The 25,368-nt window shown below is 44.8% G+C and carries 18 protein-coding genes and 1 tRNA gene; 8 read left to right on the forward strand and 11 right to left on the reverse strand.

Going from position 1 to position 25,368, the window contains the following annotated elements; genetic code table 11:
- Positions 1-113: 113 nt before the first annotated feature.
- From QUA71_RS04900 to QUA71_RS04910, 3 genes are all read left to right on the forward strand, one after another.
- Complete coding sequence (locus QUA71_RS04900; RefSeq protein WP_333062812.1) at positions 114-263, forward strand: hypothetical protein; 150 nt, start codon at positions 114-116, stop codon at positions 261-263.
- A 91-nt stretch (positions 264-354) separates the two neighbouring features.
- The gene (locus QUA71_RS04905) at positions 355-1,857 is read left to right on the forward strand and encodes an ATP-binding protein (protein WP_333282853.1); all 1,503 of its coding nucleotides are present in this window, start codon (positions 355-357) and stop codon (positions 1,855-1,857) included.
- A 125-nt stretch (positions 1,858-1,982) separates the two neighbouring features.
- The gene (locus QUA71_RS04910) at positions 1,983-3,071 is read left to right on the forward strand and encodes a response regulator (RefSeq protein ID WP_333282855.1); all 1,089 of its coding nucleotides are present in this window, start codon (positions 1,983-1,985) and stop codon (positions 3,069-3,071) included.
- A 102-nt stretch (positions 3,072-3,173) separates the two neighbouring features.
- On the opposite strand, the gene QUA71_RS04915 is transcribed toward QUA71_RS04910, so the two are convergent.
- The 4 genes from QUA71_RS04915 to QUA71_RS04930 form a co-directional block, all read right to left on the reverse strand.
- Complete coding sequence (locus tag QUA71_RS04915) at positions 3,174-5,780, reverse strand: PAS domain S-box protein (RefSeq protein ID WP_333282858.1); 2,607 nt, start codon at positions 5,778-5,780, stop codon at positions 3,174-3,176.
- Positions 5,777-6,172 (reverse strand): response regulator, encoded by a 396-nt coding sequence (locus QUA71_RS04920; protein ID WP_333282860.1) that lies wholly within the window; start codon positions 6,170-6,172, stop codon positions 5,777-5,779. The genes QUA71_RS04915 and QUA71_RS04920 overlap by 4 nt, the downstream gene beginning before the upstream one ends.
- Positions 6,173-6,299: 127 nt before the next feature.
- Positions 6,300-7,736 (reverse strand): response regulator, encoded by a 1,437-nt coding sequence (locus QUA71_RS04925; RefSeq protein WP_333282863.1) that lies wholly within the window; start codon positions 7,734-7,736, stop codon positions 6,300-6,302.
- A complete protein-coding gene (locus tag QUA71_RS04930; protein WP_333282866.1) occupies positions 7,729-10,596 on the reverse strand; it encodes an ATP-binding protein in 2,868 nt (955 codons plus the stop codon). Before QUA71_RS04930 ends, QUA71_RS04925 begins: the two co-directional genes overlap by 8 nt.
- A gap of 368 nt (positions 10,597-10,964) precedes the next feature.
- Here QUA71_RS04930 and QUA71_RS04935 point away from each other — a divergent pair.
- Positions 10,965-11,037, forward strand: a tRNA-Arg gene (locus QUA71_RS04935).
- 70 nt (positions 11,038-11,107) lie between these two features.
- Here the strand turns inward: QUA71_RS04935 and QUA71_RS04940 are convergent.
- The 7 genes from QUA71_RS04940 to QUA71_RS04970 all read right to left on the reverse strand — a co-directional run bounded on the left by QUA71_RS04940 (position 11,108) and on the right by QUA71_RS04970 (position 18,323).
- Positions 11,108-12,715, reverse strand: a complete 1,608-nt coding sequence (locus QUA71_RS04940; protein WP_333282869.1) for a diguanylate cyclase domain-containing protein — start codon at positions 12,713-12,715, stop codon at positions 11,108-11,110.
- Between the two features lie 14 nt (positions 12,716-12,729).
- Positions 12,730-13,608 (reverse strand): alpha/beta hydrolase, encoded by an 879-nt coding sequence (locus QUA71_RS04945; protein WP_333282871.1) that lies wholly within the window; start codon positions 13,606-13,608, stop codon positions 12,730-12,732.
- 115 nt (positions 13,609-13,723) lie between these two features.
- Positions 13,724-13,942, reverse strand: coding sequence for an EAL domain-containing protein (locus QUA71_RS04950; RefSeq protein ID WP_333282899.1), 219 nt, complete (start codon positions 13,940-13,942; stop codon positions 13,724-13,726).
- Positions 13,943-14,123: 181 nt separating this feature from the next.
- Entirely contained in the window at positions 14,124-14,408 is a 285-nt protein-coding gene (locus QUA71_RS04955) for a hypothetical protein (RefSeq protein ID WP_333282875.1), read from the reverse strand.
- 567 nt (positions 14,409-14,975) lie between these two features.
- The gene (kaiC, locus tag QUA71_RS04960; protein WP_190661008.1) at positions 14,976-16,538 is read right to left on the reverse strand and encodes a circadian clock protein KaiC; all 1,563 of its coding nucleotides are present in this window, start codon (positions 16,536-16,538) and stop codon (positions 14,976-14,978) included.
- Between the two features lie 346 nt (positions 16,539-16,884).
- Positions 16,885-17,199 carry a circadian clock protein KaiB gene (gene kaiB, locus QUA71_RS04965; RefSeq protein WP_006632119.1) on the reverse strand — a complete coding sequence of 105 codons (315 nt, stop codon included), beginning with the start codon at positions 17,197-17,199 and terminating at the stop codon, positions 16,885-16,887.
- A gap of 188 nt (positions 17,200-17,387) precedes the next feature.
- Positions 17,388-18,323, reverse strand: a complete 936-nt coding sequence (locus QUA71_RS04970; RefSeq protein WP_333282879.1) for a circadian clock protein KaiA — start codon at positions 18,321-18,323, stop codon at positions 17,388-17,390.
- Between the two features lie 396 nt (positions 18,324-18,719).
- Here QUA71_RS04970 and QUA71_RS04975 point away from each other — a divergent pair, with 396 nt between their 5' ends.
- From QUA71_RS04975 to QUA71_RS04990, 4 genes are all read left to right on the forward strand, one after another.
- Positions 18,720-21,977: an ATP-binding protein gene (locus tag QUA71_RS04975; protein WP_333282882.1), complete on the forward strand. Its 3,258-nt coding sequence runs from the start codon at positions 18,720-18,722 to the stop codon at positions 21,975-21,977.
- A 358-nt stretch (positions 21,978-22,335) separates the two neighbouring features.
- On the forward strand, positions 22,336-23,217 hold the full coding sequence (locus tag QUA71_RS04980) for a tetratricopeptide repeat protein (RefSeq protein ID WP_445243750.1): 882 nt from the start codon (positions 22,336-22,338) through the stop codon (positions 23,215-23,217).
- Positions 23,218-23,452: 235 nt separating this feature from the next.
- Entirely contained in the window at positions 23,453-24,646 is a 1,194-nt protein-coding gene (locus QUA71_RS04985; protein ID WP_333282889.1) for a glutathione S-transferase family protein, read from the forward strand.
- Between the two features lie 35 nt (positions 24,647-24,681).
- A complete protein-coding gene (locus tag QUA71_RS04990) occupies positions 24,682-25,029 on the forward strand; it encodes a hypothetical protein (RefSeq protein ID WP_333282892.1) in 348 nt (115 codons plus the stop codon).
- Positions 25,030-25,368 lie beyond the last annotated feature (339 nt).

Here is a 25,368-nt window from a genome sequence, read left to right on the forward strand (position 1 = left end):
GAGTCTCGTCCTAATTTAATTCTGCTTAACTTGATTTGGCCTAAAAAAAACAGTTGAAAATATTGATATAAATCAACTCAGCACTCAAGTTAAAAATGATTCCGGTGGTAATTATGACAACCTCAGCAGTCGATGAAGAGATGCTCAAGTTTTATGCCCTGTCAGCCCGGTGCTACATCACTAAGCTTATCGATTTTAGTCAAGTCGCTAAGCTGGTGAGATCGATTAAGGATTGGTGGCTGGTGGTGATAGTTCCCAAATAATAATTTTCAAGTTGAAAATGGCATGGGAAAGCGGAAAAGTTTAACCTAAGATTGGTAGAGTAAAAATTTTACAGTCAAAAACGTCTAAGCTATGTGGATTAAGATTCTGTTAGTAGAAGACAATCCTGCTGATGCTGATTTACTTGCAGAACTGTTAGAAGTATCTGTGGGCGTCGAGTGGGAACTGGTGTCCGTTGAGTTCCTCCATGAGGCGATCGCACAACTGTGCAAACAATCCTTTGATGTAGTTTTGCTCGACCTTTCTTTGCCCGACAGCCGCGGTTTGGAAACGCTCACTCGCCTGCGAGAAGTTGCTCCTGATGTGCCAATGGTGGTAATGACAGGCTTGGACGATGAGGCGATCGCCCTAGAATCAGTTCGCTTGGGAGCTCAAGATTACATTGTTAAAGGTCAAATTACTACTCAATTATTAGTGCGGACGATCCGCTACGCGATCGAACGTTCTCAAACCTTTCAAATGCTGCGGGAAAGCGAGCGCCGCTTTCGGGCGATTTTTGACTCATCATTTCAGCTAACCAAGCTGCTGACTCCTGAAGGAATTGTGCTGGAAGTGAACGAGACAACCCTCGATTTTGCCGGATTGCGATCGGAGGGTATTGTGGGCCGCCCGATGTGGGAAATGGCGATTTGGGCCCAGTCGCCACAGGTTTCCGAACAATTGCAATGCGCGATCGGCAAAGCAAGTCGCGGCGAGTTTTTCCGCAGCGAAATCGACTTGTTAGGCAAAAGTGGCCAAATTATGACAGTTGATTTCTCACTGAAACCTGTTAAAAATGAAACAGGACAAGTTTTGCTGCTGATTGCGGAAGCCCGTGACATTAGCGATCGCAAACGAGCAGAAGCGGAAATTCTCAAAGCCCTCGCACGAGAAAAAGAACTTTCAGAACTGCGAGCTAAATTTGTCACAATGGTTTCCCACGAGTTCCGCACACCTTTGACAACCATCCAATTTTCCGCTGGCTTGCTGCAAGATTACAGTTCTCAGTGGTCCCAAGATAAAAAAATTACTCATTTTGTGCGGATTCAATTAGCAATTAAACGCATGACAGAGTTATTAGAAGATATCCTCGTAATTGGCAAAATCGAAGCCAATACCTTGCAGTTTCAACCGGTTTCCTTAAACCTCGAAAAATTTTGCCGTCAACTGGTAGAAGAGCAGCAGCTCAACGACAGCAACCAACACCCGATCGCCTTTCAATATGAAGGCGGCAACTGCGAGGCTCAAATGGATGAAAAACTGCTGCAGCAAATCTTGGGAAATGTCCTCTCAAATGCCATCAAATATTCCCCTGTCGGCAGTACAGTTTCCTTGCACCTCAACTGTCAAAACAAAGAAGCTGTTTTCCAAGTTCAAGACCAGGGCATCGGCATTCCCCAAGCCGATCGCGAGCGGATATTAGAAACTTTTTACCGAGCTACAAATGTCGGCAATATTTCGGGAACAGGTCTCGGTTTAGCAATTGTGAAGAGGGCTGTCGAACTTCACGGCGGCCAACTAGCGATCGACAGTCAAGAAGGAAAAGGCACAACTTTCACTATTACCTTGCCTCTAATCTGCCCTCCCAATCAATAACCAACTGAATTATTAACTATACATATCCGCTACTTAACGATTAATTAAGCGCCTAACAAACAAACTTATCAAGTGTCTGAACCCAGAATTTTCCAACAAACTACTGACTAAAAGGAGCTATCACCGTGGCTAAGATTTTGGTAATAGAAGACGAAGAAGCGATTAGAGAGAATATTTTAGAGTTGCTGGAAGCCGAGAATTTTGAAGGAATAGGAGCGATTAACGGCAAAGTCGGCATCAAATTGGCGATCGAAAAAATCCCGGATTTAATTTTGTGCGACATGATGATGCCGGAAGTAGACGGTCACGGCGTCATCAAAGCTTTGCGCTCCGAACCCTTGACTGCCACAATTCCGTTTATTTTCCTCACAGCCAAAGCCGATAAAGTTGACGTTCGCACGGGTATGGAACTGGGAGCTGACGATTACATTACTAAGCCGTGTACGCCGCAAGAACTGCTAAAAGCCATTGCTATTAGACTTGAAAAACAAAAAACAATTAGCCGACAATCTCAAAAGACGCTAGACGAATTACGCACTAATATTAGTATGTCGCTGCCCCACGAATTGCGGACTCCTTTGAATGCAATTCTGGGTTTTTCTGAGCTGATTCTGTCAGAATATCAGGTCTTAGAGGAATCAGATATTTTAGAGATGATCGGTCAAATTCAAACTTCCGGTCATCGCTTGTATCGACTGATTCAGAACTTTTTGCTGTATGCAGAACTGGAGATAGCAGCCACCAATCCCGAACTGCTAAAGGAGATGCGAAATAGCGAATTTAGCTGTGTAAAATCTTTGCTGAGTCAAAAAGCGCGGCAGCAAGCAAAACACGCGAATAGAACAGAAGATTTACAATTAAACTTGCAAGATTCGTCGGTAGCTATGGATTCTGTCAGACTAGCAAAAATTGTTGAAGAATTATTGGACAATGCCTTCAAGTTTTCATTAGAAGGAACGCCAGTTTTATTAAGCACTTTCGTCGAAAATCAGACTTTTATTCTGTCTGTCAAAGACAAAGGCCGCGGCATGACTACCGATCAGATTGCACAGCTAGAAGCTTACAGGCAGTTCGATCGCAAACTTTACCAACAAGCAGGTTTGGGATTGGGTCTGGCTATTGTTCAACGCCTTGTAGAATTGCACGGAGGAGAATTTAAAATAGAAAGTTTGCCGCAGCAAGAAACCATAGTTTGCGTTTCCCTGCCTGTCTAAACAATGATTATACCAGTTTCAAAAAAATGTAACTGTAGGCAAACTCCCAACCGTTATGGAATAAATCATTCCCAATTCTAAACTCTAAAATTTAAAATTGTATTATGCAGGAGCGATCGCTCCTTTCAGACACCGCTGCAGATAAATTTGAGCTACCTTATCATTAGGGTTGATTTCCAAGCAGGCCGAAAACAATCTTATAGCTTCGCCACACTTGTCACTATTGTAGAGTACCAAAGCTTGCTCAAACATTGTCTTTGTCTCTAACTTTTTCTGTCGTAACTCTGGCGGATCGGCCGCAAATACTTCATAAAGTGTTACCATTCGCGATTTGCCTTTAACTGCTACGCGATCTATCAACCTCAAATGATAAATATCGTTTAACTGTATAAAAGTATTGTGAGTAATTAACATCGAAACTTCATACTCTTTCGTCAAAGTTTCCACGCGGGAGGCTAAGTTTACCGCATCGCTAATCACCGTGCTGTCCATCCGACTTTGGCCGCCCACCGTGCCTAACATCAAAGAACCCGTATTGATTCCAATGCCAATTTGCAGCGGCGGGCGATCGGGTTGATGCCGACTAATATTATACTCGTTAAGCTGTTCTAGCATAGCAATTCCAGCTTTCACAGCATCGTCAGCACTGCCATCAAACAGTGCCATAATCGCATCGCCAATGTATTTATCAATAAAACCAAAATTGTTAGTAATGGCCGGTTCCATCCGAGACAAATAAGCATTAATAAATTGAAAATTTTCTTCGGGATTCATCGTTTCAGAAACAGAAGTGAAATCGCGAATATCTGAAAACAGCACCGACATTTCTTTCTGTACCTGATCGCCTAATTTTACTTCCAGAATACTTTCATATCCCAGAAAGTGGAGAAATTCGTGCGGCACAAACCGCCCGTAAGCATCTGTTAATTTTTCTTCCGCTGCTAAAGCTTTTTGTAACTCGTCTGTGAATTGCCGGCGCTCGGTTTCTACCTCTTGACGCTCTGTGATGTCTTGAAAAGCTGCGATCGCGTAAACTATGTTTTTCCGTTCGTCGTAGATTGGAGTCGCCCAAACCTCGATCGGCACAATCCGATCCGACCCATGAACTTCTAGATCGTCCATACGCACAAATTCTCCCCGCAACGCCCGAACAATCGGTTGGCTATCCCTCGGATACAATTGATTAGTTGCAGCGTCGTAAAAATGATAAGTTTCAGGAAATTGGTCACTACCCCCATCAAAAATTAAACCTTGGGCTAGTATCCTCTCCCCCCAAGAATTCATGTAAAAAGGTTTACCCTTACCATCGACAACAAATATTCCCACTGGCATAGCTTCCAGGAATTGAGTCAATCGGCTTTCGTTTTCTGACAGTGCCTCATTTAACTTTTCTTGGGCTGCCAAAGCTTTTTCTAAATCATTAGTAAACCTGATTCGTTCCACTTCAACGTGTCTTTGCAAACTAATATCCTTAGCAAAACCCTGATAGTAAAGCACTTCACCGTTAGCATCATAAACTGTGCGCGCATACTCAGAAATCCAGATAATGCTGCCATCTCGACAGTAAACCTGAGACTCAAACTCACACAGAGTACCGTGCTGTTTCATCAGCGCCAGAAACTCTTGACGGCGGTTGGGTTGGACGTACAATTGCTGCTGAGTATCATTAATACTTTCTATCAATTCTGACGCGGAATCGTAGCCGTAAATTTCTGCCAGAGCAGGATTCGCACTAATAAAATGTCCGTCCGGCGTCGTCTGAAAAATACCTTCTAGAGCATTTTCAAAGATCCCGCGATACTTCTCTTCAGCTTGAATTAGCGCCGCTTCAGCTTCCTTGCGTTCAGTTATGTCACTAAAAGCAATAATCGCATAGGAAATGTCGCCTGTAGAATCATAAATTGGAGTTGCCCAACTCTCTACAGGAATAATCTTATTAGCTGTACGAATTTCTACACTTTCAGTCCGGACATTTTCGCCCCGAAGCGCCCGCATAATTGGCAATTCTTCCACGGGGCATCTCTGATTAGTCCCGGCTTTATAAAATTGATAAATTGCTGCTTTTTGCTCTGAATTAATATGCGGCACAGTGCCTTTGCCAAATACATCTCGCGCCTTCTGGTTAGCGTAGAAAGATTGCCCGTTTGCATCAAGTACACATACGCCCAATGGCATAGCTTCTAGATATTGGGTCAAGCGACTTTCGTTTTCATGGAGTTTGGCAATCAGCATAGCCTGCTTGCGGTTTAATTTTACCAACTCCTGATTCATTTCCTGAAGTTCTATTTGTTTTTGAGCTAACTCTTTATCTTGAAAATATTTATATATTGCCTCAGTAACAGTTAATTTTAAGTCATCAGATTGCCAAGGTTTAGGTATATATCGGTACAATTTAGCATAGTTAATAGCATTGGCTACCGCCTCCAAATCTGCCTGCCCCGTCAACATAATCTTGAGAGTGCTCGGCGAGATAGCATGAACGCTCCTTAATAGTTCGTCTCCTTTCATACTAGGCATGATATGATCCGAAATAACCAAAGGAACTTCATACTGTTCTGCTAAAAGTTCGGACAGCAACTCTAAAGCTTCTTCGCCACTTTGGGCCGTTTCAATTAAATATTTATCTTCAAAGGCTTTTAGCAGGTCTATTTCCAGACTATCGAGTATAGTCTGCTCATCATCGACACAAATAATGACTGGTTTTTTCATAAATTTGCTAGACCAGACTTAATCGCTTCAATTAGTTCTTGATTTTGCCAAGGTTTTTCTATGAAAGCATGAAGATTTGCTTGACTTTTAGTCCGTTTTATGGCTTCTGGGTCTGCTTGTCCCGTCAGCATCACTGTCACAATTTGCGGATATTTTTGATGAATTTTAATTAGCAACTCATCTCCTTTCATTCCGGGCATCAACCAATCAGAGACAATCACTAGAATCTTAACCTCAGCTTCAGATAGCTCTTCAATAATCTCTAGGGCTTCGGCAGCACTTTCAGCAAATTCCCAAAGATATTTACCGTTAAAAGCCTGTTGCAGTTCAATTTCCAGACTTTGCAACACCCCTACTTCATCGTCAACACACAAAATTGCTGGTTTAGACATCGCTAGTTTCCTTCTTTAGTTTGGGAGGGTGAAGCCCGATGGGTAAGCACACCGTTTTCCAAATTCTACATTCCGCGCGGGTAGACTGCAAATTTTTAGCCCCCGACTTCAGTCTGCGACGCTTTACCTACTCAGTTAAATTAATCGGCAAAGAAACTGTAAATGCTGTATTACCGGGTGCCGACTCGACATCAATTTTACCCTGATGTTTTTCAATTATTTTTTTGACAATATCCAATCCCAACCCGCTGCCTTCTCCCGCAGGTTTGGTAGTAAAAAAAGGCTCAAAAATTTTCGGAATAATCTCCGGTTGAATCCCCTTACCGCTGTCAGTAATTTTTACCAAGACGCTGGTATCTTGTTGTACCGCGTCAATTGTTAAAGTTCCTTGATTGTCCATCGCTTGTAAGGCATTGTGAATTAAATTTGTCCAAACTTGATTGAGTTCGTCGGGATAACACAGTACCACAGGCAATTGATCTTGATAATTTCTGACTACTTCCACACCCTGCTTGATTTGGTTTTGATAAAGAGTTAATACAGTTTCAATTCCCTGCGTAATATTCACCTGTATTTTTTCCCCATTTACATCGTAACGCGCATAATTTTTCAGGGCAAAGACGACTTTTGCAGCGCGTTCAGTAGCGGTAGCGATGGTTCGGGCGCTTCTGTGAATGCTAGCAAAGTCGAAGGCTGTTTTTATAATATTTTCGCTGTCCGGGTCTTTGAGCAACGGCAAGAATTCTTGCAAATTTCCCTGCAATCCAATATTGACTAAAATGCTAGCAAGGCTGTCAGCATTGTCAATCCCTTCGGACTCTAGTTGCTGCTTCACGGTTTTTTTCAATCCCCGTTTTTCTCGCGTAGATAAAGAGTAAGTTTGTTGGCTGGAACGGTACATCAAACACAAGAAATCGTGCTCGCGTTCTGCAGACAGTTCTTTAAAAAAAACTGGCAAACTTTCGAGATTGTTATCCAAAAAGCTGGTAATATTTCCAATTGACGACCGAATCGCGCCCAAGGGCGTATTAATTTCGTGAGCAATGCCCGCAATCAGTTGCCCTAATGCCGCCATTTTTTCCGATTGCACTAATTGATTCTGAGTAGCTTGCAGTTGGTCTAAAGTAACTGTAAGTTCATTATTTTTCTGTTGAAGTTTTTTTTGCAACTGGCACATTGCTAAATGGGTTTCTACCCTAACTAGAACCTCTTCCACCTGAAAGGGCTTGGTAATATAATCTACCCCGCCCACCGCAAAGGCTTTGACCTTATCTAGTACGTCATTAATCGCGCTAATAAAAATCACCGGAATGTCGCAAGTGCGTTCATCTGCTTTGATTTTTTCGCAAACTTCATACCCATTCATTTCCGGCATCATAATATCGAGCAAAATCAAATCTGGAGGCATACCTTTTGCTGCAGAAAGCGCTAACTCACCGCTAGGTACGGGGCGAACTTTATAGCCCTTGCCATTCAAAATTCCGGCTAGCAGTCGCAAATTAGCTGGGGTGTCGTCAACTACTAAAATATTACCGCGATCGGTGCTAGCAAGGTCGTTATTCATGTGATATTGCTTGAGATATTAACTTTAAAATTTTGTCGTACTCGAAATTTTCTATACAATTGGCGATCGCACCAGCCGTTACTGCATCCTTTAATCGAATTTGCTCGATCGAGCTATCAATTACATCCATATCTGCATTTAGTATAGCCAGCTTTAAATCTGATACCAGCGACTCAGGCAATTTCACGAAATCAGCCGCAGTCATTGCGCGATCGCCCTCTTTGATTGCCGATAAATTAGTTTGACCCGGATCTTCATAAATATAGCGCACTCCGATATGTTTTTGCATAGCATCAAAAATATCGGCTTCCCGGAAAGGCTTCCTCATAAAAGCATCGCAACCCGCCGATAAAATAACTGCCCGTTCTTCCTCCAAAACGCTCGCAGTCAGCGCAATAATCGCAGTAGCTTGACCTTTAATAGTACCTTTAATGTATTGCGTAGCTTCGTAGCCGTCCATCACAGGCATTCTCATGTCCATCCAAATTAGATGCGGTTCCCAACTCTCCCAAATCTCAATAGCTTCTTGACCGTTAGTAGCTTCTTTTAGTTCAAAACCCAGAGGATAGAGGATTTTAATTAACAGTTGGCGGTTGAGCGGTTTATCGTCTACTATCAAAATTCGATAGGTGTGTTGGTTGGGAACCAGTGCAATAACATTCCGGCTGGGTTTTGGGCTTTCAAGATCAGCCGCATTGACCGCAATAACTTGAATGTCAAACTTAAAATTAGTTCCCTTGCCCACAGCAGAAGAGACGCTCATTTTGCCGCCCATTAATTCCACAAATTTGCGGCTGATTGGCAATCCCAAGCCTGTACCTTCTTGCGAATCTTTCCCTGTCTTGGTTTGCACGAAAGCTTCAAAAAGAGCGTCTAATTCATTGGTAGCAATACCGGGACCAGTATCTTCGACTTCAAAATGAAGGAAGAAGGAAGAGGTAGACGCTGAATCGTCATTTGGCGTGGCAATAATCTGGTTGTTCGAGCGACTGAATTGAGATATGTTAAGACCATTAATTGCTGGACTTTCTGTATTTTGTGATACTTCGTGGTGAGCAAAGTTTTCCCCTTCTACCTGCTGATTTCTGCCTAATGACTGCTTGCTAACTCTGACGGCTACACCCCCCTCATCGGTAAATTTAAGAGAGTTATTGAGCAGATTAATTAAGATTTGTCGCAACTTTACCTCGTCGGCTTCTACATATTGCGGCACGTCGGTACTCCGGTAAAAAACTAACTGCAACTGCTTGTCATCTGCTTTGAGTTCAAACATATCTTCCAAGTCGTTTAGCAGGCGATAGAGGTCAAATTTTTTGGGATTGAGGGTGGTGCGCCCGGATTCAATTTTAGATAAATCGAGTACGTTATTAATCAGGGTGAGCAGGTGTTCTCCGCTGCTGCTAATTATGCTAATGTTTTCTTGATGTTCTGGGCATAGAGTTTGGCTGCGAGTCATCAGTTGGGAAAAGCCGAGAATGGCATTGAGAGGCGATCGCAATTCGTGGCTCATGTTAGCAAGAAAGGTGCTTTTAGCTTGATTCGCTACCTCTGCTTTGTCTTTAGCTACAGCCAATTCTGCCGTCCGCTCTTGCACTCGGTTTTCTAAAGTTTCAAAAGATTGTTGCAGTTGTTGAGCCATGCTGTTAAATGACTTGGCTAATTCCCCCAATTCGTCGGAGCGTTCACTTTCTAGGGTTGTGTCCCATTCACCTTTAGCAATATTTTTTGCTGCTGCATTTAAGCGCAAAATAGGGTTTGTTACCCATCGAGAAGTCAGAATGCCGATCGCCACAGCTACTCCTAAAGCTGCGAAACAAAGCAAAACCGCTGTGCGGGTATTAGCATCGATTTCTTTGGTGAAATCTGCTTCGGGCACAACTACGACAATTAGCCAGTCTAAACCTTTGCCGTCTTGGAACGGCAAGACTTTTAAAAATTGTCGCTTGTTATCTATTTCAAAGCTCAATAACTCTGATTTTTTAATTTTGTCTAATTTTTTAAACTTTGCAGTCAAATATTTAGCTGTCGCTTGAGTAAAAGGGTTGCTGCTTTCTTCTACTTTAAACAATTGTCTTTCCTTACCTTTAGTGCGAAACGGGTTTTCTGTTGTGGAAGTTGCTAACAAAGTACCCTGGCGATCTATAATAAATGTTTGACCGGATTTGCCCACTTTGAGACTGTGGAGAAATCTCCCAAGATGGTCTAGACGCAAGGCAGTAAATAAGACTCCTTCTAGCTGATTTTTTTCGCTGTATACTGGTTGGATAGCGCAGATAAGTAATGTCGGTTCTAGTAAGGAAACAAAAACCGAACTCCAAGTAGGTTTACCGACTTTTACGGCTTTTTGGTACGCAGGATGTTGCCGATTATCATAGTTTTTGGCAATGGTGGTAACTGTAGTGCGATCGCCTCGCTCGTTTGTACTGTAAGAATTAAAATTTAACCCAGTAGATGTTTCTATCACATTAATCATTCGGGAGCCGTTAGACAGTTGTTCACCGGCTCTATAATCTCCCTTATCGTTGCCAACGGAGGTAAAATTGATATATGGATATAATTGTACTTGCCGCCAAAGATATTTCTCCCAAGCTGATAATTTTTCCATTTTTAACAACCCGATCTTGACAGCATCCAGCTTGCTTTGATTGATTTGATGGGGAGTTGTCAGGTAAACTTGCAGGTTTTGCTCGACACGCAAACTTACCTCGCTCATTAACTGACTGGCAAGGTTATTAACTGCTTTTTGTCCGTTTCTAAAAGACAGATATCCTACGAGTCCCACGGCTCCCACGATTTGCAGTACAAATGGAACTATGAGAACAGTTCGCAGCGGTAATTTGTCTAAAAGTTTAGAAACCATAAAATTGAGAGTTTTGATGAACTTAGTCTAAAACCGTATTTGCACAACCGGTCTTAATAACAGCACCATTTATTTACTGGCGCTTAGGTAGGGGGAATTGATGCGGGCTATTTTAGCTGTGGTAGATGCTCGACCCCGATCGAATGTGAACCTAATGTTTACTCGATTAAAATCTATTATTTTACCCATTGTCGTATTATTGTTACCATTTAAGTAAAAGTTGCAGTCTCTGGCTTCGAGAACAGCCTGATATTCGATCGCGCGGGCGAGTTGAACCCGCAGGGGTCAAGCGGTTTGGAGGCTGGTCAGGAAATTTGCGATCGGCACTCGCCATTTTCCGCAAGACGTGTTATACTGTAAACAGTCGAGGGCACGTAGCTCAGTGGATAGAGCATCAGGTTCCGGTCCTGAGGGTCGGGGGTTCAAATCCCTCCGTGCTCATTGAAATTTATTGAATGACTGACTTTGAGACCGAGGACAAATTTTTGTCCTCGGTCTTAATTATTGTGATTTAAGCGTCAGTGTCAAAAATCGAATCGCCACTGTACTCGCATATCGCAGACTGATTGCGCCCCTGTTGCTTGGCCCGGTATAGTGAACGATCGGCGATCGCAATCAAGTCAGCCGATGATAGTTCCGAAATCGGAATCAAGTTGGCGATACCCATACTAATAGTAACTACATCACTCACATCAGAGGTTTTGTGAGGAATATGTAAAGCTTTAATAGCAGCGTGAATCCGTTGGGCCACCGAACTCGCTCCTTCAATATCGGTATTAGGCAAAATGATGGCAAATTCTTCTCCGCCGTAACGCGCCACCAAATCCGCCGGACGGTACACTACCTCTTGCACAGTCTGAGCAAGTTTGAACAGACAATCATCCCCCATTAGATGACCGTAGCAATCATTATAACGTTTGAAATAATCCACATCAAACAACAAAAGAGAAAGAGGTTTTTGTTCCCGGTATAGCCGCTGCCATTCATGCTCTAAGCGGTCATTAAAACAGCGGCGATTAGCAATTTGAGTTAATCCATCAATATTGACCACTTGTTCTAAGAGGTGAGTAGCGCGAGCTAGTTCTTCGTTAGAGAGTGCAAGTTGTTGATTAATTTCTCTCATTCGCGCTTGGGCCTGCTGCCTTTCTGCCAATTCCTTTTGCAACTTCTGAAAAATATCCGCTTGTTTAATGGCGATCGCTAACTGATTAGCAATCTGTTTAACAAGGTCAACTTCAAATTCTTCCCATTGCCGAGGAGCAGAACATTGATGAATACATAACAACCCCCACAAATCTTGTCCATTGAGCAACGGCGCAACTAAATTAGCCCGAACCGGAAATTGTTTCCAAAGAGCGCGGTAACAGTGTTGAAGGTCAATCTTATTGATATCTTGAACTACGTGCATTCTCCCTTCTTGATATGAATCAGGAGCTTGTTCACCAGCACATGGGTCGTTAAATTGATTTCTGCTTACCAATTTACATCCTTCGCCTACGGATTCTGAAACAAACTCACCATATCCAAATTTACTGTCAGGAGCGAACTTAAATATGCCGACGCGCTCGGCATCAAGAAACAGGCGAATCTCCTGCGAAGCAATCTCAAAAATTGTAGACAAATCAAGAGATTGACGAATGTGTAGAGTAATTTCTTGAAGTAATATCGCCTTGTCGTACTGTTTCCGCAGAGCTATTTCCGCTTGCTTTTGGGCGATAATAGCTGCCTCTGCTGCTTTTTTTGCTTTAATAATTTCACTTTCGTACAGGATACGCTGGCGGATACAGAGCAAGATGCAATCGTTGACGGAGCTTCCTTCCTTCTCCCGACGCACAGCGTTGATCAGCATAGGTATATCACTACCCTGCTTTGACCTTAATGAGAAGTAAATTTCCTCTACTTTACCGTCAAGCTTCAACAGGGGGAAGAAATGGGTTTGAAAAAAAATCCGGCTGGCCATTGGCAGAATAAAGTCCATTTTCCGTTCCCGCAGTTCATCGGTTTCGTATCCGAGTAATTGCAGTAAGGTGGCGTTGACCATTAGGATCGTACCATCGTCAGCAAACGAGAGGAATCCACAGGGTGAATTGTTGAGTAGCTCGTCTATCTGGTAGGTCATATTTGCCATACAAATCAGGTAGTATGAGGTTCACTCAAATACTCCTTAATCAGGTCGATAGTCTCTTGTGGATGACTCAGGTGCGGGCAATGTCCCGTAGCTTTCATCAGCCGTAGCGTACTTTTAGGCAGGTGGCGGTGGAGATAATGCCCTACCTCGGTGGGAGCTACCATGTCATCAGTGCATTGCAATATCAGTGAAGGTACTGAGGCATTCGCTAAATCAGTGCGATTGTCAGAGTAAAAAGTCACCTCGGCAAAGCGACTTGCAACCACCGGATCGGTGGAGCAAAAACTTGTCTCAAGTTCCTCACTTAACTCAGGACGATCCTGATTCTGCATCACCATTGGCGCCAGAAAGCTTGCCCAGCCAATGTAATTTTTATCCATGATATCGAGGAGATCCTCAATATCTTTGCGCTCAAACCCTCCGTAATAATTTGGTAAATCATTGATGTAGCAGGGTGAAGGTGCTACGAAAATCAGGCGATCAAAGTAATTAGGAGCTTGAATAGAGGACAGAAGGCCGATCATAGTGCTGACCGAATGACCGACAAAAATCACATTTGTCAACGCCAATTCTTGACAGATATCGAGGACATCCTGAACATAGCCATTGAGGTCGCTGTACCGTTCATAACTGTAGGCACTAATATCAGACTGTCCAGAACCTACATAATCAAATAGGATGATTTTGTAGTCCTTCTCGAAGGCCGGTGTTACGAAACGCCACATATTTTGATCGCACCCAAATCCATGAGCAAACATCATCGTCTGGGTGCCTTGTCCAAACAGTTTTATATTATTCCGTCGTAAAATTTTATGAGTCATTTGCTCGACACGAGGATTAAATTGATTATAAGACTTTTGCGCGCTTTTATGAGGATTGCTCATCCCAAATAGTGGTAGACAACAATTTAGGATGTCGGATTAATTGAGTGGCAACCTCAGCACTGACAGGCTGGCTAAACATATAACCCTGCCCAATTTCACACGCGATCGCTTGTAACTATTGCAATTGCGCTGGGGTTTCAATTCCTTCGGCAATTGTGCTCACATTTAAGCCATGTGGGATTACAACTATGGGTTGGGCAATTCTGCGAGCGATCGGAGCGTTGGCTAAATCGCGGACAAATGAGCGATCAATTTTGAGCGACTTCACCAGAAAATTTTTCAGGTTGTTGAAAGCAGCATAGGCAGTCGCAAAATCATCGACATAAATCTCAATATTATGCTCCGATCATTGGCTCAAAAGATTGTAGGTAATGTCAACATTAAGCATTATTGCCGTTCCCGTAATCTCTAGCTATGGATATTTTGGCTTCATATCGGTGCGCTCAAGGAGGCGATCGCTCTTAGCGATTAAAGTCGGTTGGCTGAGTTGACGTGCCGACAGATTCACCGCGATATTAGGAAGAATTAGTCCTGCTGCTAGCCACTGCTGATATTGCCAGCAAGCTTGCTCTAAAATCCATTTGCTCTTCGGGCAAAATCAATCCTGTTTTTTTGGCGATGGGAATACATCGATAGCGATGAATCCAACCTCGTTCAGGAGAATATCCTCCTACTATAACTTTAACACCAGCAAGGCTACTTGTTTGCCAATCGAGCTGAGGTTTATCGTACAGCAAGTATTGGCTTTCCAAGCACAATTCAAGAGATTTGCGATCGCCAGGGTCTTGGATTTGGCCCAAGGTATTGTGGCTGTGTAAAAACTATAGGTATTGGGCCCGATTCCTTAACGTAATATAGGGAAATATCTGCATTTTTGAGCAAGCTATCGAACTTCATTTCATCTTGTGGATCTAGGGAGACGCCTATACTGGTGATGAGGTGTAAATAATGATTTTTGAGAAGAAAATTATTTTTAATATTTTTGTAGAGGTAATCCCCCCTAGTTTCCCTAATCTAGGGTTAGTAGGGATAGGCACGATGCGGCACTAAGCTGCTAGGCCAGAAAGATTTTCTGTTATGTTCGAGAATCGGATAGAGAGAGGATTTTATGATTTTTGAGATATCATTGAAATCTACAATTTAGAGGGACAATAGCTTACCCCTAGATTTTTACCAAAACCTATTTAGTGGGATTGCTATAGCAGAAGGCGCTGATGCAAAAGGCAATAAAACTTCCTATTCCAGCAATTAAGAACCTCCAAAACCTTGTCGCGGTTGCTATAAATTTTCACAAACTCCTCAAATTAAAAAAGTTGGGTTTCCTAGCTCAACCCAACCTTCTTTTAATAAAGAATGACTGTTAAATCTCAAATATCCTCATCGTCTTGGCCTTGCACACCCTGCAGAATCCGCGATAGCTCACTCTTTTCATTAATCGTAATCCGACTCGGAGAACCGCTGATAATCCGTTCGTAACCACGGAACGAATCTTTAATTTGCGGCCCTCTTTCAGTAATCGTGTATTCCCGGATTCCTTTGTCGTGCCACGAACCGCGCATCTTAAACACATTAATTGCCCGCGACATTTCTCCTCGAATCTCTACATACTGCAGCATGATAATCGTGTCAGTAATCGTAGAAATATGGGAGTCCGTAATCGAATGAGCACCCATAAACTGGTCGCTTGTATTTGTGAAAAATCCGGTTATTTCTTCCTGCTTCGCAAAACCTGTCACTCCGATCACAAATTGCCTGAAAGCATTATTGCTGACACCCCTAGCTAAGGCCGACAGCGAGTCTATAGCAATTCGAGAAGGTTTGAACTCAGCAATTTCAGATTTAATAGTCTGCAAGTGGTCTTCCAAACCGGCAGATTCCGGGTAAGTACACAGCAGCTTTAGCAGTCCTTTCTCTTCCATTTCCTCAAAATCAATGCCCCAAGAATAAGCATTGCGGAACAACTGAGCACGCGACTCTTCATAGGCAAACAGCAGCGCCCGATTGCCGTTCATACAAGCATTCTGCAAGAACTTGCTCACCAACAGGGTTTTGCCGGTTCCCGTTGCACCCGTAGCCAAAATAATTGAGTCTTTGAAGAAACCGCCACCGCACATCTCGTCGAGAGTTTTATCCCCGGAAGAAACCCGCACGTTTGAAGACTTTTGAGTTAATCGCATCGCCCCCAACGGGAAAATATTAATTCCGTCATTAGTCATAGTAAAAGGATATTCGCCCTTCATGTGGGTTGTACCCCGCAACTTCAAAATTTCCATGGTGCGGCGGCGGCGTTCCCCTTCCAAAACGTTGCGAACAATCACCACATTATCCGACACAAACTCTTCCACTCCAAACCGCGCGACGGGGCCGTATTCTTCCACCCGTTCCGTAGTCATAACTGTAGTTGCTCCGACTTGTTTGAGGCGCGCAACTAAGCGAAAAATTTCTCGGCGCACCACCGATGCAGCATCATACTGCTGAAATACGGCGGTTACTGAATCTATAGAAACCCGCTTGGCTTTGTACTTGCGAATGGCGTACTGGATTCGCTCGATTAAGGCAGATAAATCAAAATTCCCTACTATATCTTGACCTTCCGGGTCCGGGGAAGCGTCCAAAATAAATAGCTTGCCTTCCTCGATTAACTGTGCCAGATCCCAACCGAAACTGCAAGCATTTTTAATAATATCTGCTGGAGATTCTTCAAAAGTTACGAAAACTCCAGCTTCGTCAAAATGGGTAATTCCGTTATAGAGAAATTGTACGGCAAATAAAGTTTTTCCCGTTCCTGACGTGCCGCTGACTAGGGTGGTTCTGCCGAGCGGCATTCCGCCGTGACTGATGTCATCGAAACCCTCAATCATCGTGCGAATTTTTTCAACTCCTGCCGTTCCCAATCCTTGTCGTTGAACCGTTTGACTAATTTCATTCATGTCGATTTTTGTCAACTCTCAGTATTCTTTAGTTGTCACTCATTAACCGCCGATCATGAGTCTTTGTACCCAGCTTTTAGTTTTGGCTCTTGCTCAATAACTAATGACTGCTGACTGCTGACTAATGACCCCCGCCCAAAAACCGATACCGTGCCACGTACTCCTGTCGTGGAAAGATAAAAATTTTAGACTTTTGTTCAACCTCCCAGATTCATCTGTTGAGTAAATCTAAAATATAAAAGCGTTCGACTGAGCGCGACTCGACGCTTCGACTGAGCGCTCGCCGAACGTTTCACGCCAAACCGAAGTCTCAAATCTAAAATCGACTGACTCTCACCTGATTATCTTATGAATTCAGGTCTTCTTCGCGAAGTTCTTCATAGAGCAAATCTAATCCTATCAGAACTTTCTCGCGATCGGACAAATCGCCAATAATTTTTCGCACCGGCGGCGGCAGGATTTTGGCCAGGGTTGGGGTTGCCAATATTTTGTCCTCTTCTGCTAGCTGAGGATTTTTGAGAACATCTATGACTTTCAGCGCGTATACGCCTTGAAATTCTTGTTCTAGGATGTCCTTTAGGGTTTTCAAAGCTCGCACGGAGTTGGGAGTATTCCCCGCCACGTACAGCTTCAGAACGTAGGTTTTCTTCAGAGGACTCATGAACTTTTTTAAATGTTGAGTATTAGTTGCCAGATGTTAGTTGTAGTTGTTATTTGTCTTAAATCCGCTGTTCTTTGTTATTTTATAATAATTTCCGCCTCGCGCTCGCGCGGCCGTTTCTCGGCTCCTTTCTTTTTTGTTAGATTCTACCTTCTACCTTTTCTTTCTTAAATTATGCCGAATCCCTTCTACATTCTACCTGGAGAGGTCTCTTTCGGAATCGATCGCCGATACATCTCGCACATATGAGCGATCGCGTCAATCAGAGTCAAGCGGTAATCGAGCAATATTTCCTCGCTGCGCCCTTCTATTTTTAGCTGTTTAGCAAACTCGTCTATCAATTCCATGTGAATTTCTACAATTTGAGTCACGGGAACGTCAGCAAAAAAAGCCAAATTCACAAATTCATCTATTTGATTGTTGACCGCAGTATCTTGAGAAAAATAATTCAAAAGGATGTCGCGATAACTCGACTTGAGTTGCTCCAAAAACTTTTGTTTCTCAGATCCCGACAGATTTTTCAAAAAAATCTGGGAATTTCTTTTATAATACACACCTAAGTATCCTAATCGCTCCCGTAATTTTTCCGCCAGCCGCCGCTGCTGTCGGCTGAGCAAACTTTGAGCAGTCAATTGGGCTGTCGCATCGACCGTTACGGATTGGTAATTGACAGGAACCGGAGTTGAAAGTTTTAGAAATTGTGCGATCGCCCGCTCGATACCGGCAGCTATTTCGCTCGATCGAGCGATTGCCAGTTGCACCTCACCAGGGTGATAAAAAAAAGCACAGCTTTCGTCTTGACTCTTGTTGGCGGTACTGGCGGCGGCCTCAAAACCATCTGAATATGGTGCTTCGGGCCTGCCATCTACCTGCGCGTGAGGCGAAAAAATCACAGCAGGCAAAAAGAGCGATCGTTCTTGCAGCTTGCCCAGAAACGATCGCAGATCCCCATCCACCTCCAAAACCAAACAATCAAGGTGATAATTGTGCTTGAGGAACCCCAAAAACTCCCCTGCCGACTTAATGTGCGTTAAAGCATAGCGATCGCCCCTCAAAAGCTCAATCGCAGAGGCTGCGATTTCCTCAGAGCGGACAAAAATACCGATAGAAAGTTGAGGAAGCAAAGCTGTAGGTGCACCACCTAAGTTGCCTGAAAGTGCTGGCTCGCTCAGAGTTGATATCTCCTTTACAAAAAACTTAACATTTTAACAATCATCTCAACATTTATTTTAACCAATCTTAACCGCAAAATAAGTGATGCGCTTCTACCAGAGGAAGAATCAAAGTTTACTCCGTGGTTTTTGTGTCAAGCACCCTGAGCGTGATTTCTGCAATTAAGCTTAAGCCTTAAAATAATTGTTAGTCGCCTCAAATCAGGTGTAGGCATCGAACTCCCAGGTTTCGGTGCAGATCCCGAGCCTGATAGGGAACTGATATAAAACAAATAAGATACAGAAATCCGCAGCTACATTGAGAATCAAAAATATTACTGCTCTCGCGAGCAGACTCTCAGGTTTGTTATGCCACTCACCAGCCCCAGTATCAAAAATTTTATCGAGCCAGTGCCGCTGTGCCTCCAAACAGCAGCGCTAGAATCGCTGCAGTCAATCTTCAGCTCCTGCAACTGCGATCGAGTCGCAGTAGTCAACGAACAGCTACAGCCGGTGGGATTAGTTTACCTCCGCAGCCTTTGGGCCCGGGCGGCCGATCGCACAAACGACGGGCAGCAACCTTTGTCAGAAAGCCCGATCGCGATCGAACCAGTCAGGGCATTACCAGCCGCTATGAGCGTCAGCGAATTCTGGCAGTACCTGCAAACAGAGGAACAGAACATCCCAGGCCGGCCAAACCGCCAAACCGCCGGCATTTCATCAAACAACCCGATCGCCCTGACAGATGCCAGCGGTCAATTTTTAGGAATGCTAGACAGCCTGAGCCTGCTGCAATTCGCCGCACTCAACAGCAGCTCGTTCTGCAGCCTCACAGAGCAGGCCACAGCAGTCAAAGAAATCGAATTAAGGCCGATTTCCCAAGCCATCGCCAGCGCCCTAGACGCTCAAGTGCGCTTTCTAGAAGCAGGATTGAAACCTTCGGAAAACCTGAACTCCCTAGTCCAACTACTGGAAAAACTGCCCCTGCCCCTGAGATTGCAAACCCCCACCGCACAAATAGTCAGCCAAAACGCAGCGTGGCGGATTTTGCTGGGAGCAGGCCCAGAACCAGTTCCAGAACCAGCAGCAAATTTGGGTAAACACTCGCCCCGCAAACCAAGCCATTTAACAAGCGAATACAAGAGCGTGCAGTTAGAGGGCATCACCACAGACTGCAGGAGCCTAGTAGGAGCAAGTAGAGCGGACGATTCCCTGCGGGATAGCTTCGCTTCACGCGATTCAACCGCAGCCACCAGTTGCCCGCTGCCCCTGTACGCTGCAGCCTCCCCCTCAACATTAACCGCTCCAGCTTGGTGTCCCATGGCCGGCAAACCAGACACCTACATTTGCGAGTGCCCCGTACAAAAAGGTCAAGAACGGATCTGGCAATTTGTCAAACAACCGCTCTCAGACCAGCTAATTTTAGTAATGGGACAAGATGTCACCGAAGAACATTTAGTCGCCAAAGAACTAGCAGCGAAAAACGCAGATTTAATCCACCTCAACCGACTAAAAGACGAATTTTTATCCTGCATCAGCCACGAACTAAAAACCCCGCTCACCGCCGTCCTCGGTTTGTCCAGCCTCCTCAAAGATAAATTGATCGGAGAACTCAACGACCGCCAAACACGCTACGCCAAACTAATCCATAAAAGCGGGCGGCATTTGATGACAATTGTTAACGATATATTAGACTTGACCCGGATGGAAACCGGGCAGCTAGAACTAATTCCCGAAGCAGTCGAAATAGCATCAACCTGCCACAGAGCCTTTGAACAAGCAAAACAACTGCAACAGCAAGAAGAAAAAAACCCTCCCGCCCCCAGCAAAACGGACGGTACAGCAAACGCAGAACCCTCCGCCCAAATAGAGTTTACCCTCGAAATAGAACCGGGACTGAGCCACTTAATTGCCGACGAACTGCGGCTGCGGCAAATGCTGGTTAACCTCCTTTCCAATGCCCTAAAATTCACCGAACTCGGCGGCAAAATCGGATTGAAAGTAAATGTTTGGGAAGGCTGGATCGCATTCACTGTTTGGGACACTGGCATCGGCATCCCCGCCGACAAACAGCACCTGATCTTTCAGAAATTCCAACAGCTAGAAAGCCCCCTCACCAGGCGCTTTCAAGGAACCGGACTGGGACTGGTACTGACTCAACGCCTAGCTCGGCTCCACGGCGGGGACGTTTCGTTTATTTCCTCAGAAAACCAAGGCTCTCAATTTACCCTGCTGCTGCCACCAAATCCTCCGGGAAACAGCAGCGAAGAAATCCCGGCACAGGAAGCGGCTGAGGAAGAATTATTAAAACCCCAATATCCGACTCTGAGCGCCAATTCTCGCTCTCGTTTAGTATTAATAGTCGAAGCAGTTCCCAAATATATCGAAGATTTAACCAACCTCATCTCAGGTTTCGGCTACCAAGTAATAGTCGCCCGTTCCGGCACCGAAGCGCTGGAAAAAGCTCGCAGGTTCAGTCCCGAAGCGATTTTCCTCAACCCGCTGCTGCCGCTGCTGTCGGGTTGGGACGTGCTGACGCTCCTCAAGAGTGACCCGGATACCCGATCGATTCCGGCGATCGTCACGGCCACCAGAGGGGAAAAAGAACGGGCCAGTGTCAACAGAGCCGAAGGCTTTTTGAGCTTGCCGGTGGAAGAACCCGCTTTGCGCCGCCTGCTGGCAGACTTGATCGGTCACAGTAATGCTAGTAGCCCCAAAGTAAGGAGTTCTTTAACCGTGTTGTGGCTCAGCCCGCAAAACAGTTCGTCTCAAGGTTCCGCTTTACTGCTCAACCCCAACTACTGCCGGGTTTTAGAAGCAGACGACCTCGGCCAAGCAGAACTCGTGGCCAGAATTTGGCGGCCCGACGCGATCGTCTTGGACGGTACAAGTCAACTGCAAAACCCCTTAGCTTTTATCGAACAGTTAAGCCGGTCTCGAAATTTGGGTTCTCTCCCCTTGGTGACTTTAGACCCTCCAACTACGCAACTGGCAAATCAAGTCAAAGGATTGTCGGTATTTCCCTGTTTAGCCACTAGCACTCCTGGCGACAGTGAAACTTCACCTACCGGGTTGGTACCAAGTGCTTTGTGGCAAGTGATTCAAGTTGCTGCTGGCATGAGTTGGAAGCCCAGCATTTTATTTGCAGACATTTCGACTTTACCCGATTTGCACTCCTCTTCTGGGGGGAACCCGACGGAAGAATTGGAACATTGCGATCGATCGACAAATGCCGAGATTCCCCTCCCCAATTCCCAGTTTTCTACTCCTAACTTTCAAGCTTTGATTCAGTACATCCACACCGCAGGATTTCGAGGGTCGATCGCTTCTTGCTGGACAGAAGTTTTGCAGCAGTTGCAATATCAAAGCGTTGACTTAGTTTTGCTGTGTTTGCGAGATGCCCCCTCAGAATCCCCCGCTATGTTGCAGGCGCTATCGAACCTGCGCCAAATGGCAGTAAAAGTGCCAATTTTAGTCTGGGATTATCGGTCTGCTGTAAATTCGGAATCCGAGGCGATCGACTTTCTACTGCAAGAAGTATCTGCCAAAATTTTGCCTTCTTCCTTATCGGCAGCACAATTATTAGACAAAATTCAACAGACTTTATTAACTCACTCCAATTCCTGAAAATGAAGCAATTACCAGGTTTTTAGTGAGGAATTCACTCCTCTCTAAACCTGTCAAGACTAACTATTATTTCTGAGTGAGAACAGAGTTGGGTAATTCTTTAACGGAAAACCGCGAAGCGTTATTTATTAACTCATTCAAGTTTCTAATAACTCATAATTTTGCCTATTTGTAGTGAGGTTCTCAATCGTCTATAAAACAGTGAAGAAAAACCGCTACCCTGAGTGTAAACATAATTTGAGAAATATTTAAATGAAAACCCCAAAGTGTTGCGAGTCAAGAAGCAATATCAAAACTCAAAAATATGAGTTATTATAGGCGATCGAGAAACCCTTATATTTTTTTCTGGGGCTGTACAGTGCCTAATCGCATTCCTTTAATATCTCTGCTACTCGCACTCGGTTTGTGGACAATGCCCGAGCCTGCTGTCGCACAGGCACTCCTGCCTTACACCCTGCAAATCGACTCGACCCAACTCGAACAAACAGCCTTGAGCCTTGCAGAAGAAGCTGTCCAGCTAGCCAGACTCCAGCAGTACCAACTAGCGGTACCCAGAGCCGAACTCGCCACACAGTTAGCCCCCAAGAATGCTCAAACTTGGACTTTGTTAGGCAGCTTGTACCTTCAAGTCGAGCAGTTTGACAAAGGTATTGAAGCTTTGGGGCAAGCTCAATCTCTGTCGCCAGAAAATCCATCAATTAAATTTGTCTTGGGAGAAGCTCACTTTCGGAAAGCGAACTACGAGAAAGCAGCCGAATATTTGCAAGCAGGGTTAAAGTTAAAACCCGACACTCCAGGTGCATTATTCGATTTAGGCAATGCTTTTTATAAGTTGAAGCGGTTCGATCAGGCGATCGCCCAGTACGAAAAAGCCTTTGCTTTAGAAAAAAACCTGTGGCCTGCTATTAACAATATCGGATTAGTCAAATACGAAATGGGAGATGTTGATAGCGCCATCAAACGCTGGGAACAGGCGATCGCCATCGACGACAAAGCAGCAGAAGCAATGCTAGCTCTAGCAGTAGCACTCTACGGCAAAGGCGACCAAGCAAAAGGCTTAGCGATGGGAGAAGCAGCTCTGAAACTCGACAAACGCTATGCTACCGTAGAATATCTCAAAGAAAACCTCTGGGGCGATCGTTTAATCGCAGATACCCAAAAGTTGCTAGCCACTCCTGAAATGAAAGCAGCACTGGCTAAAATTCAAGACGCCCCACCCCCTACCCAAATGTCGCCTTAATTGTAGTTAAGTTGGTAGTGAGGACTGAAGTCCTCAAAGCCTTTTTTAACGGATAACCAACTATCTTATTCAGGACTAAGACCAAAAAATAGTTGAATGCGCTATGGGTAGGGGTAAGGTGCGCGCACAGCGCACCCTACAGATAGAGTTTGTGCGTAAGTTCTATTATTGCCACGAAGCAGTCGCTGTCTTCAATTCTCCAATCTAAAATCTAAAATCTAAAATCTAAAATCGCATGACCCCTCTAAGCTGGACAGAATTAGAAGCCCTCACAGACTTTCAAATCGATCGCGTCAACGGGCCAACGAACGCCCAAGCCCGGTTGCGCCTGTTTGGTAAAACCGAATCGGATGTGCGAGTCATCCTCTACCGCGATAACCATGCTTGGTGTCCCTACTGCCAAAAAATCTGGCTGTGGCTGGAAGAAAAACAAATCCCCTACCGCATTGAGAAAGTTACTATGTTCTGCTATGGGGAAAAGGAAAGCTGGTACAAGCGCAAAGTGCCATCGGGAATGCTACCGGCGATCGAACTAGACGGCCGCATCATCACCGAAAGCGATGATATCTTAATCGCCCTGGAACGAGTCTATGGCCCCTTGGGTTTGGGCATGGAAAACCCCGCAGTAATACCCATGCGGCGGTTAGAGCGACTGCTGTTTAGAGCCTGGTGCTCTTGGCTGTGCTACCCAGCAAGTTCAGCCAAAGTAGAACAGCACAACCGCAACCAATTTATCAGCGTCGTCACCCAGGTAGAAAAGGCTCTCAGCAGCACTCCGGGGCCTTATTTCCTCGATGAATTTGGCACTGCGGATGTGATCTTTACGCCCTACGTCGAACGGATGAATGCCAGTCTTTACTACTACAAAGGCTACTCGATGCGGGAAGAAAACCCGCGCTTTGCTGACTGGTTTGCGGCGATGGAAACGCGCCCTACCTATCGCGGCACTCAAAGCGATTTTCACACCCACGTCCACGATTTACCGCCTCAGATGGGCGGGTGTTATGAAAACGGCGAACCTCAGATGCTTCTCAATAAAGCCCGCGTGGATAATGGGCCTTGGGCTGGACTGCCGGATGTGATGTATCCAGAACCGGAAACCTCGCGCGCTGAAGCACTTCATCGCGTCATTAAGCACCAGCGCAACATCGTTCGAGTCAATCCTGCCGATGACAACTTATTCGATGAGGCTTTGCGTTGTGCTTTAACTTTGATGATGACTGGCGAAGTTTGTACGCCGCCGACTGGTTCTGATGCGGCTTTGCGGTATTTGCGCGATCGGGTGAATGTGCCCCGGGATATGTCGATTTACGCGGCCAAGCGACTGAGGGAAGCTTTGGAGGAAACGGCGGCTTTGGTGGGTGATGGCCAAGGTTCTCCGATTCTGCTGAAGCATCGGCGAGATCAAGATCCGGCTAATTTTGTGTAGGATTCTGGGGCGATCAGAATCAGACGGAATGGGCGTTGCTGCTGCTCTACTTCATCAGCTTGCTATCTGCTCGATCGATGAAACTAAAGGTTGATGTGATTTTTAATCGGGTTCTGTTTGAAGAGGAGAATACTGGGCTGGTGGAGTTGGCGATCGCTCTTGAAGATGAGGTTGTCTATATTTTTAATCCTCGTCAACAGAGATGGAATACTCACTTTGTTTGGAATGCTGTGGAAGCGATCGGGTTAAGGGCGATCGGTCGAGCAAGAGTGCAAGCCCTTGATTTGAATAGGTCAACTATGTTGGCAATTCGGGCACAAGAGGAATTACGGGGTCGTCATGCTCCCCCGGAAGATATCAATCCCGTAGATACTGATTTGTAGGTACTTCTTTTGACTGAGGTTAGAATCAAGATGGCTTCAGAAGCGTGGGTATGAGTTTGGGGCGATCGCGTGTTAAATTAACTTTTGGGCTCATGGTTAGTGATGACTTTTTGGGTTAGAACGGAGCTAAACACACTCTAACTATTTTGCATTTTTTTTTAATCATTTATTAATCTGTGCCAGTTTATATTTAGCTGTGGCTGCTGAATCAATCTGATCGGTAATTTCAGCCAAATAATATAGCTTATCGCAAATCTCACTTGTAATTGCTCAACCCCCTTGACAAGAAGACGAGATAGACATTAGATAAAGGAATGGAAAAACTTCCCGACTTAAAAC

Source organism: Microcoleus sp. MON1_C5, from assembly GCF_036701875.1.
GTDB lineage: Bacteria > Cyanobacteriota > Cyanobacteriia > Cyanobacteriales > Microcoleaceae > Microcoleus.

What these genes read in the sequence shown, in the direction of transcription:
- QUA71_RS04900 (WP_333062812.1), top strand. Translation starts at nt 114, where the DNA reads ATGACAACCTCAGCAGTCGATGAAGAGATGCTCAAGTTTTATGCCCTG.
- QUA71_RS04905 (WP_333282853.1), top strand. Translation starts at nt 355, where the DNA reads ATGTGGATTAAGATTCTGTTAGTAGAAGACAATCCTGCTGATGCTGAT.
- QUA71_RS04915 (WP_333282858.1), bottom strand. Translation starts at nt 5,780, where the DNA reads ATGAAAAAACCAGTCATTATTTGTGTCGATGATGAGCAGACTATACTC.
- QUA71_RS04920 (WP_333282860.1), bottom strand. Translation starts at nt 6,172, where the DNA reads ATGTCTAAACCAGCAATTTTGTGTGTTGACGATGAAGTAGGGGTGTTG.
- QUA71_RS04925 (WP_333282863.1), bottom strand. Translation starts at nt 7,736, where the DNA reads ATGAATAACGACCTTGCTAGCACCGATCGCGGTAATATTTTAGTAGTT.
- QUA71_RS04930 (WP_333282866.1), bottom strand. Translation starts at nt 10,596, where the DNA reads ATGGTTTCTAAACTTTTAGACAAATTACCGCTGCGAACTGTTCTCATA.
- QUA71_RS04940 (WP_333282869.1), bottom strand. Translation starts at nt 12,715, where the DNA reads ATGACCTACCAGATAGACGAGCTACTCAACAATTCACCCTGTGGATTC.
- QUA71_RS04945 (WP_333282871.1), bottom strand. Translation starts at nt 13,608, where the DNA reads ATGAGCAATCCTCATAAAAGCGCGCAAAAGTCTTATAATCAATTTAAT.
- kaiC (WP_190661008.1), bottom strand. Translation starts at nt 16,538, where the DNA reads ATGAATGAAATTAGTCAAACGGTTCAACGACAAGGATTGGGAACGGCA.
- kaiB (WP_006632119.1), bottom strand. Translation starts at nt 17,199, where the DNA reads ATGAGTCCTCTGAAGAAAACCTACGTTCTGAAGCTGTACGTGGCGGGG.
- QUA71_RS04975 (WP_333282882.1), top strand. Translation starts at nt 18,720, where the DNA reads ATGCCACTCACCAGCCCCAGTATCAAAAATTTTATCGAGCCAGTGCCG.
- QUA71_RS04985 (WP_333282889.1), top strand. Translation starts at nt 23,453, where the DNA reads ATGACCCCTCTAAGCTGGACAGAATTAGAAGCCCTCACAGACTTTCAA.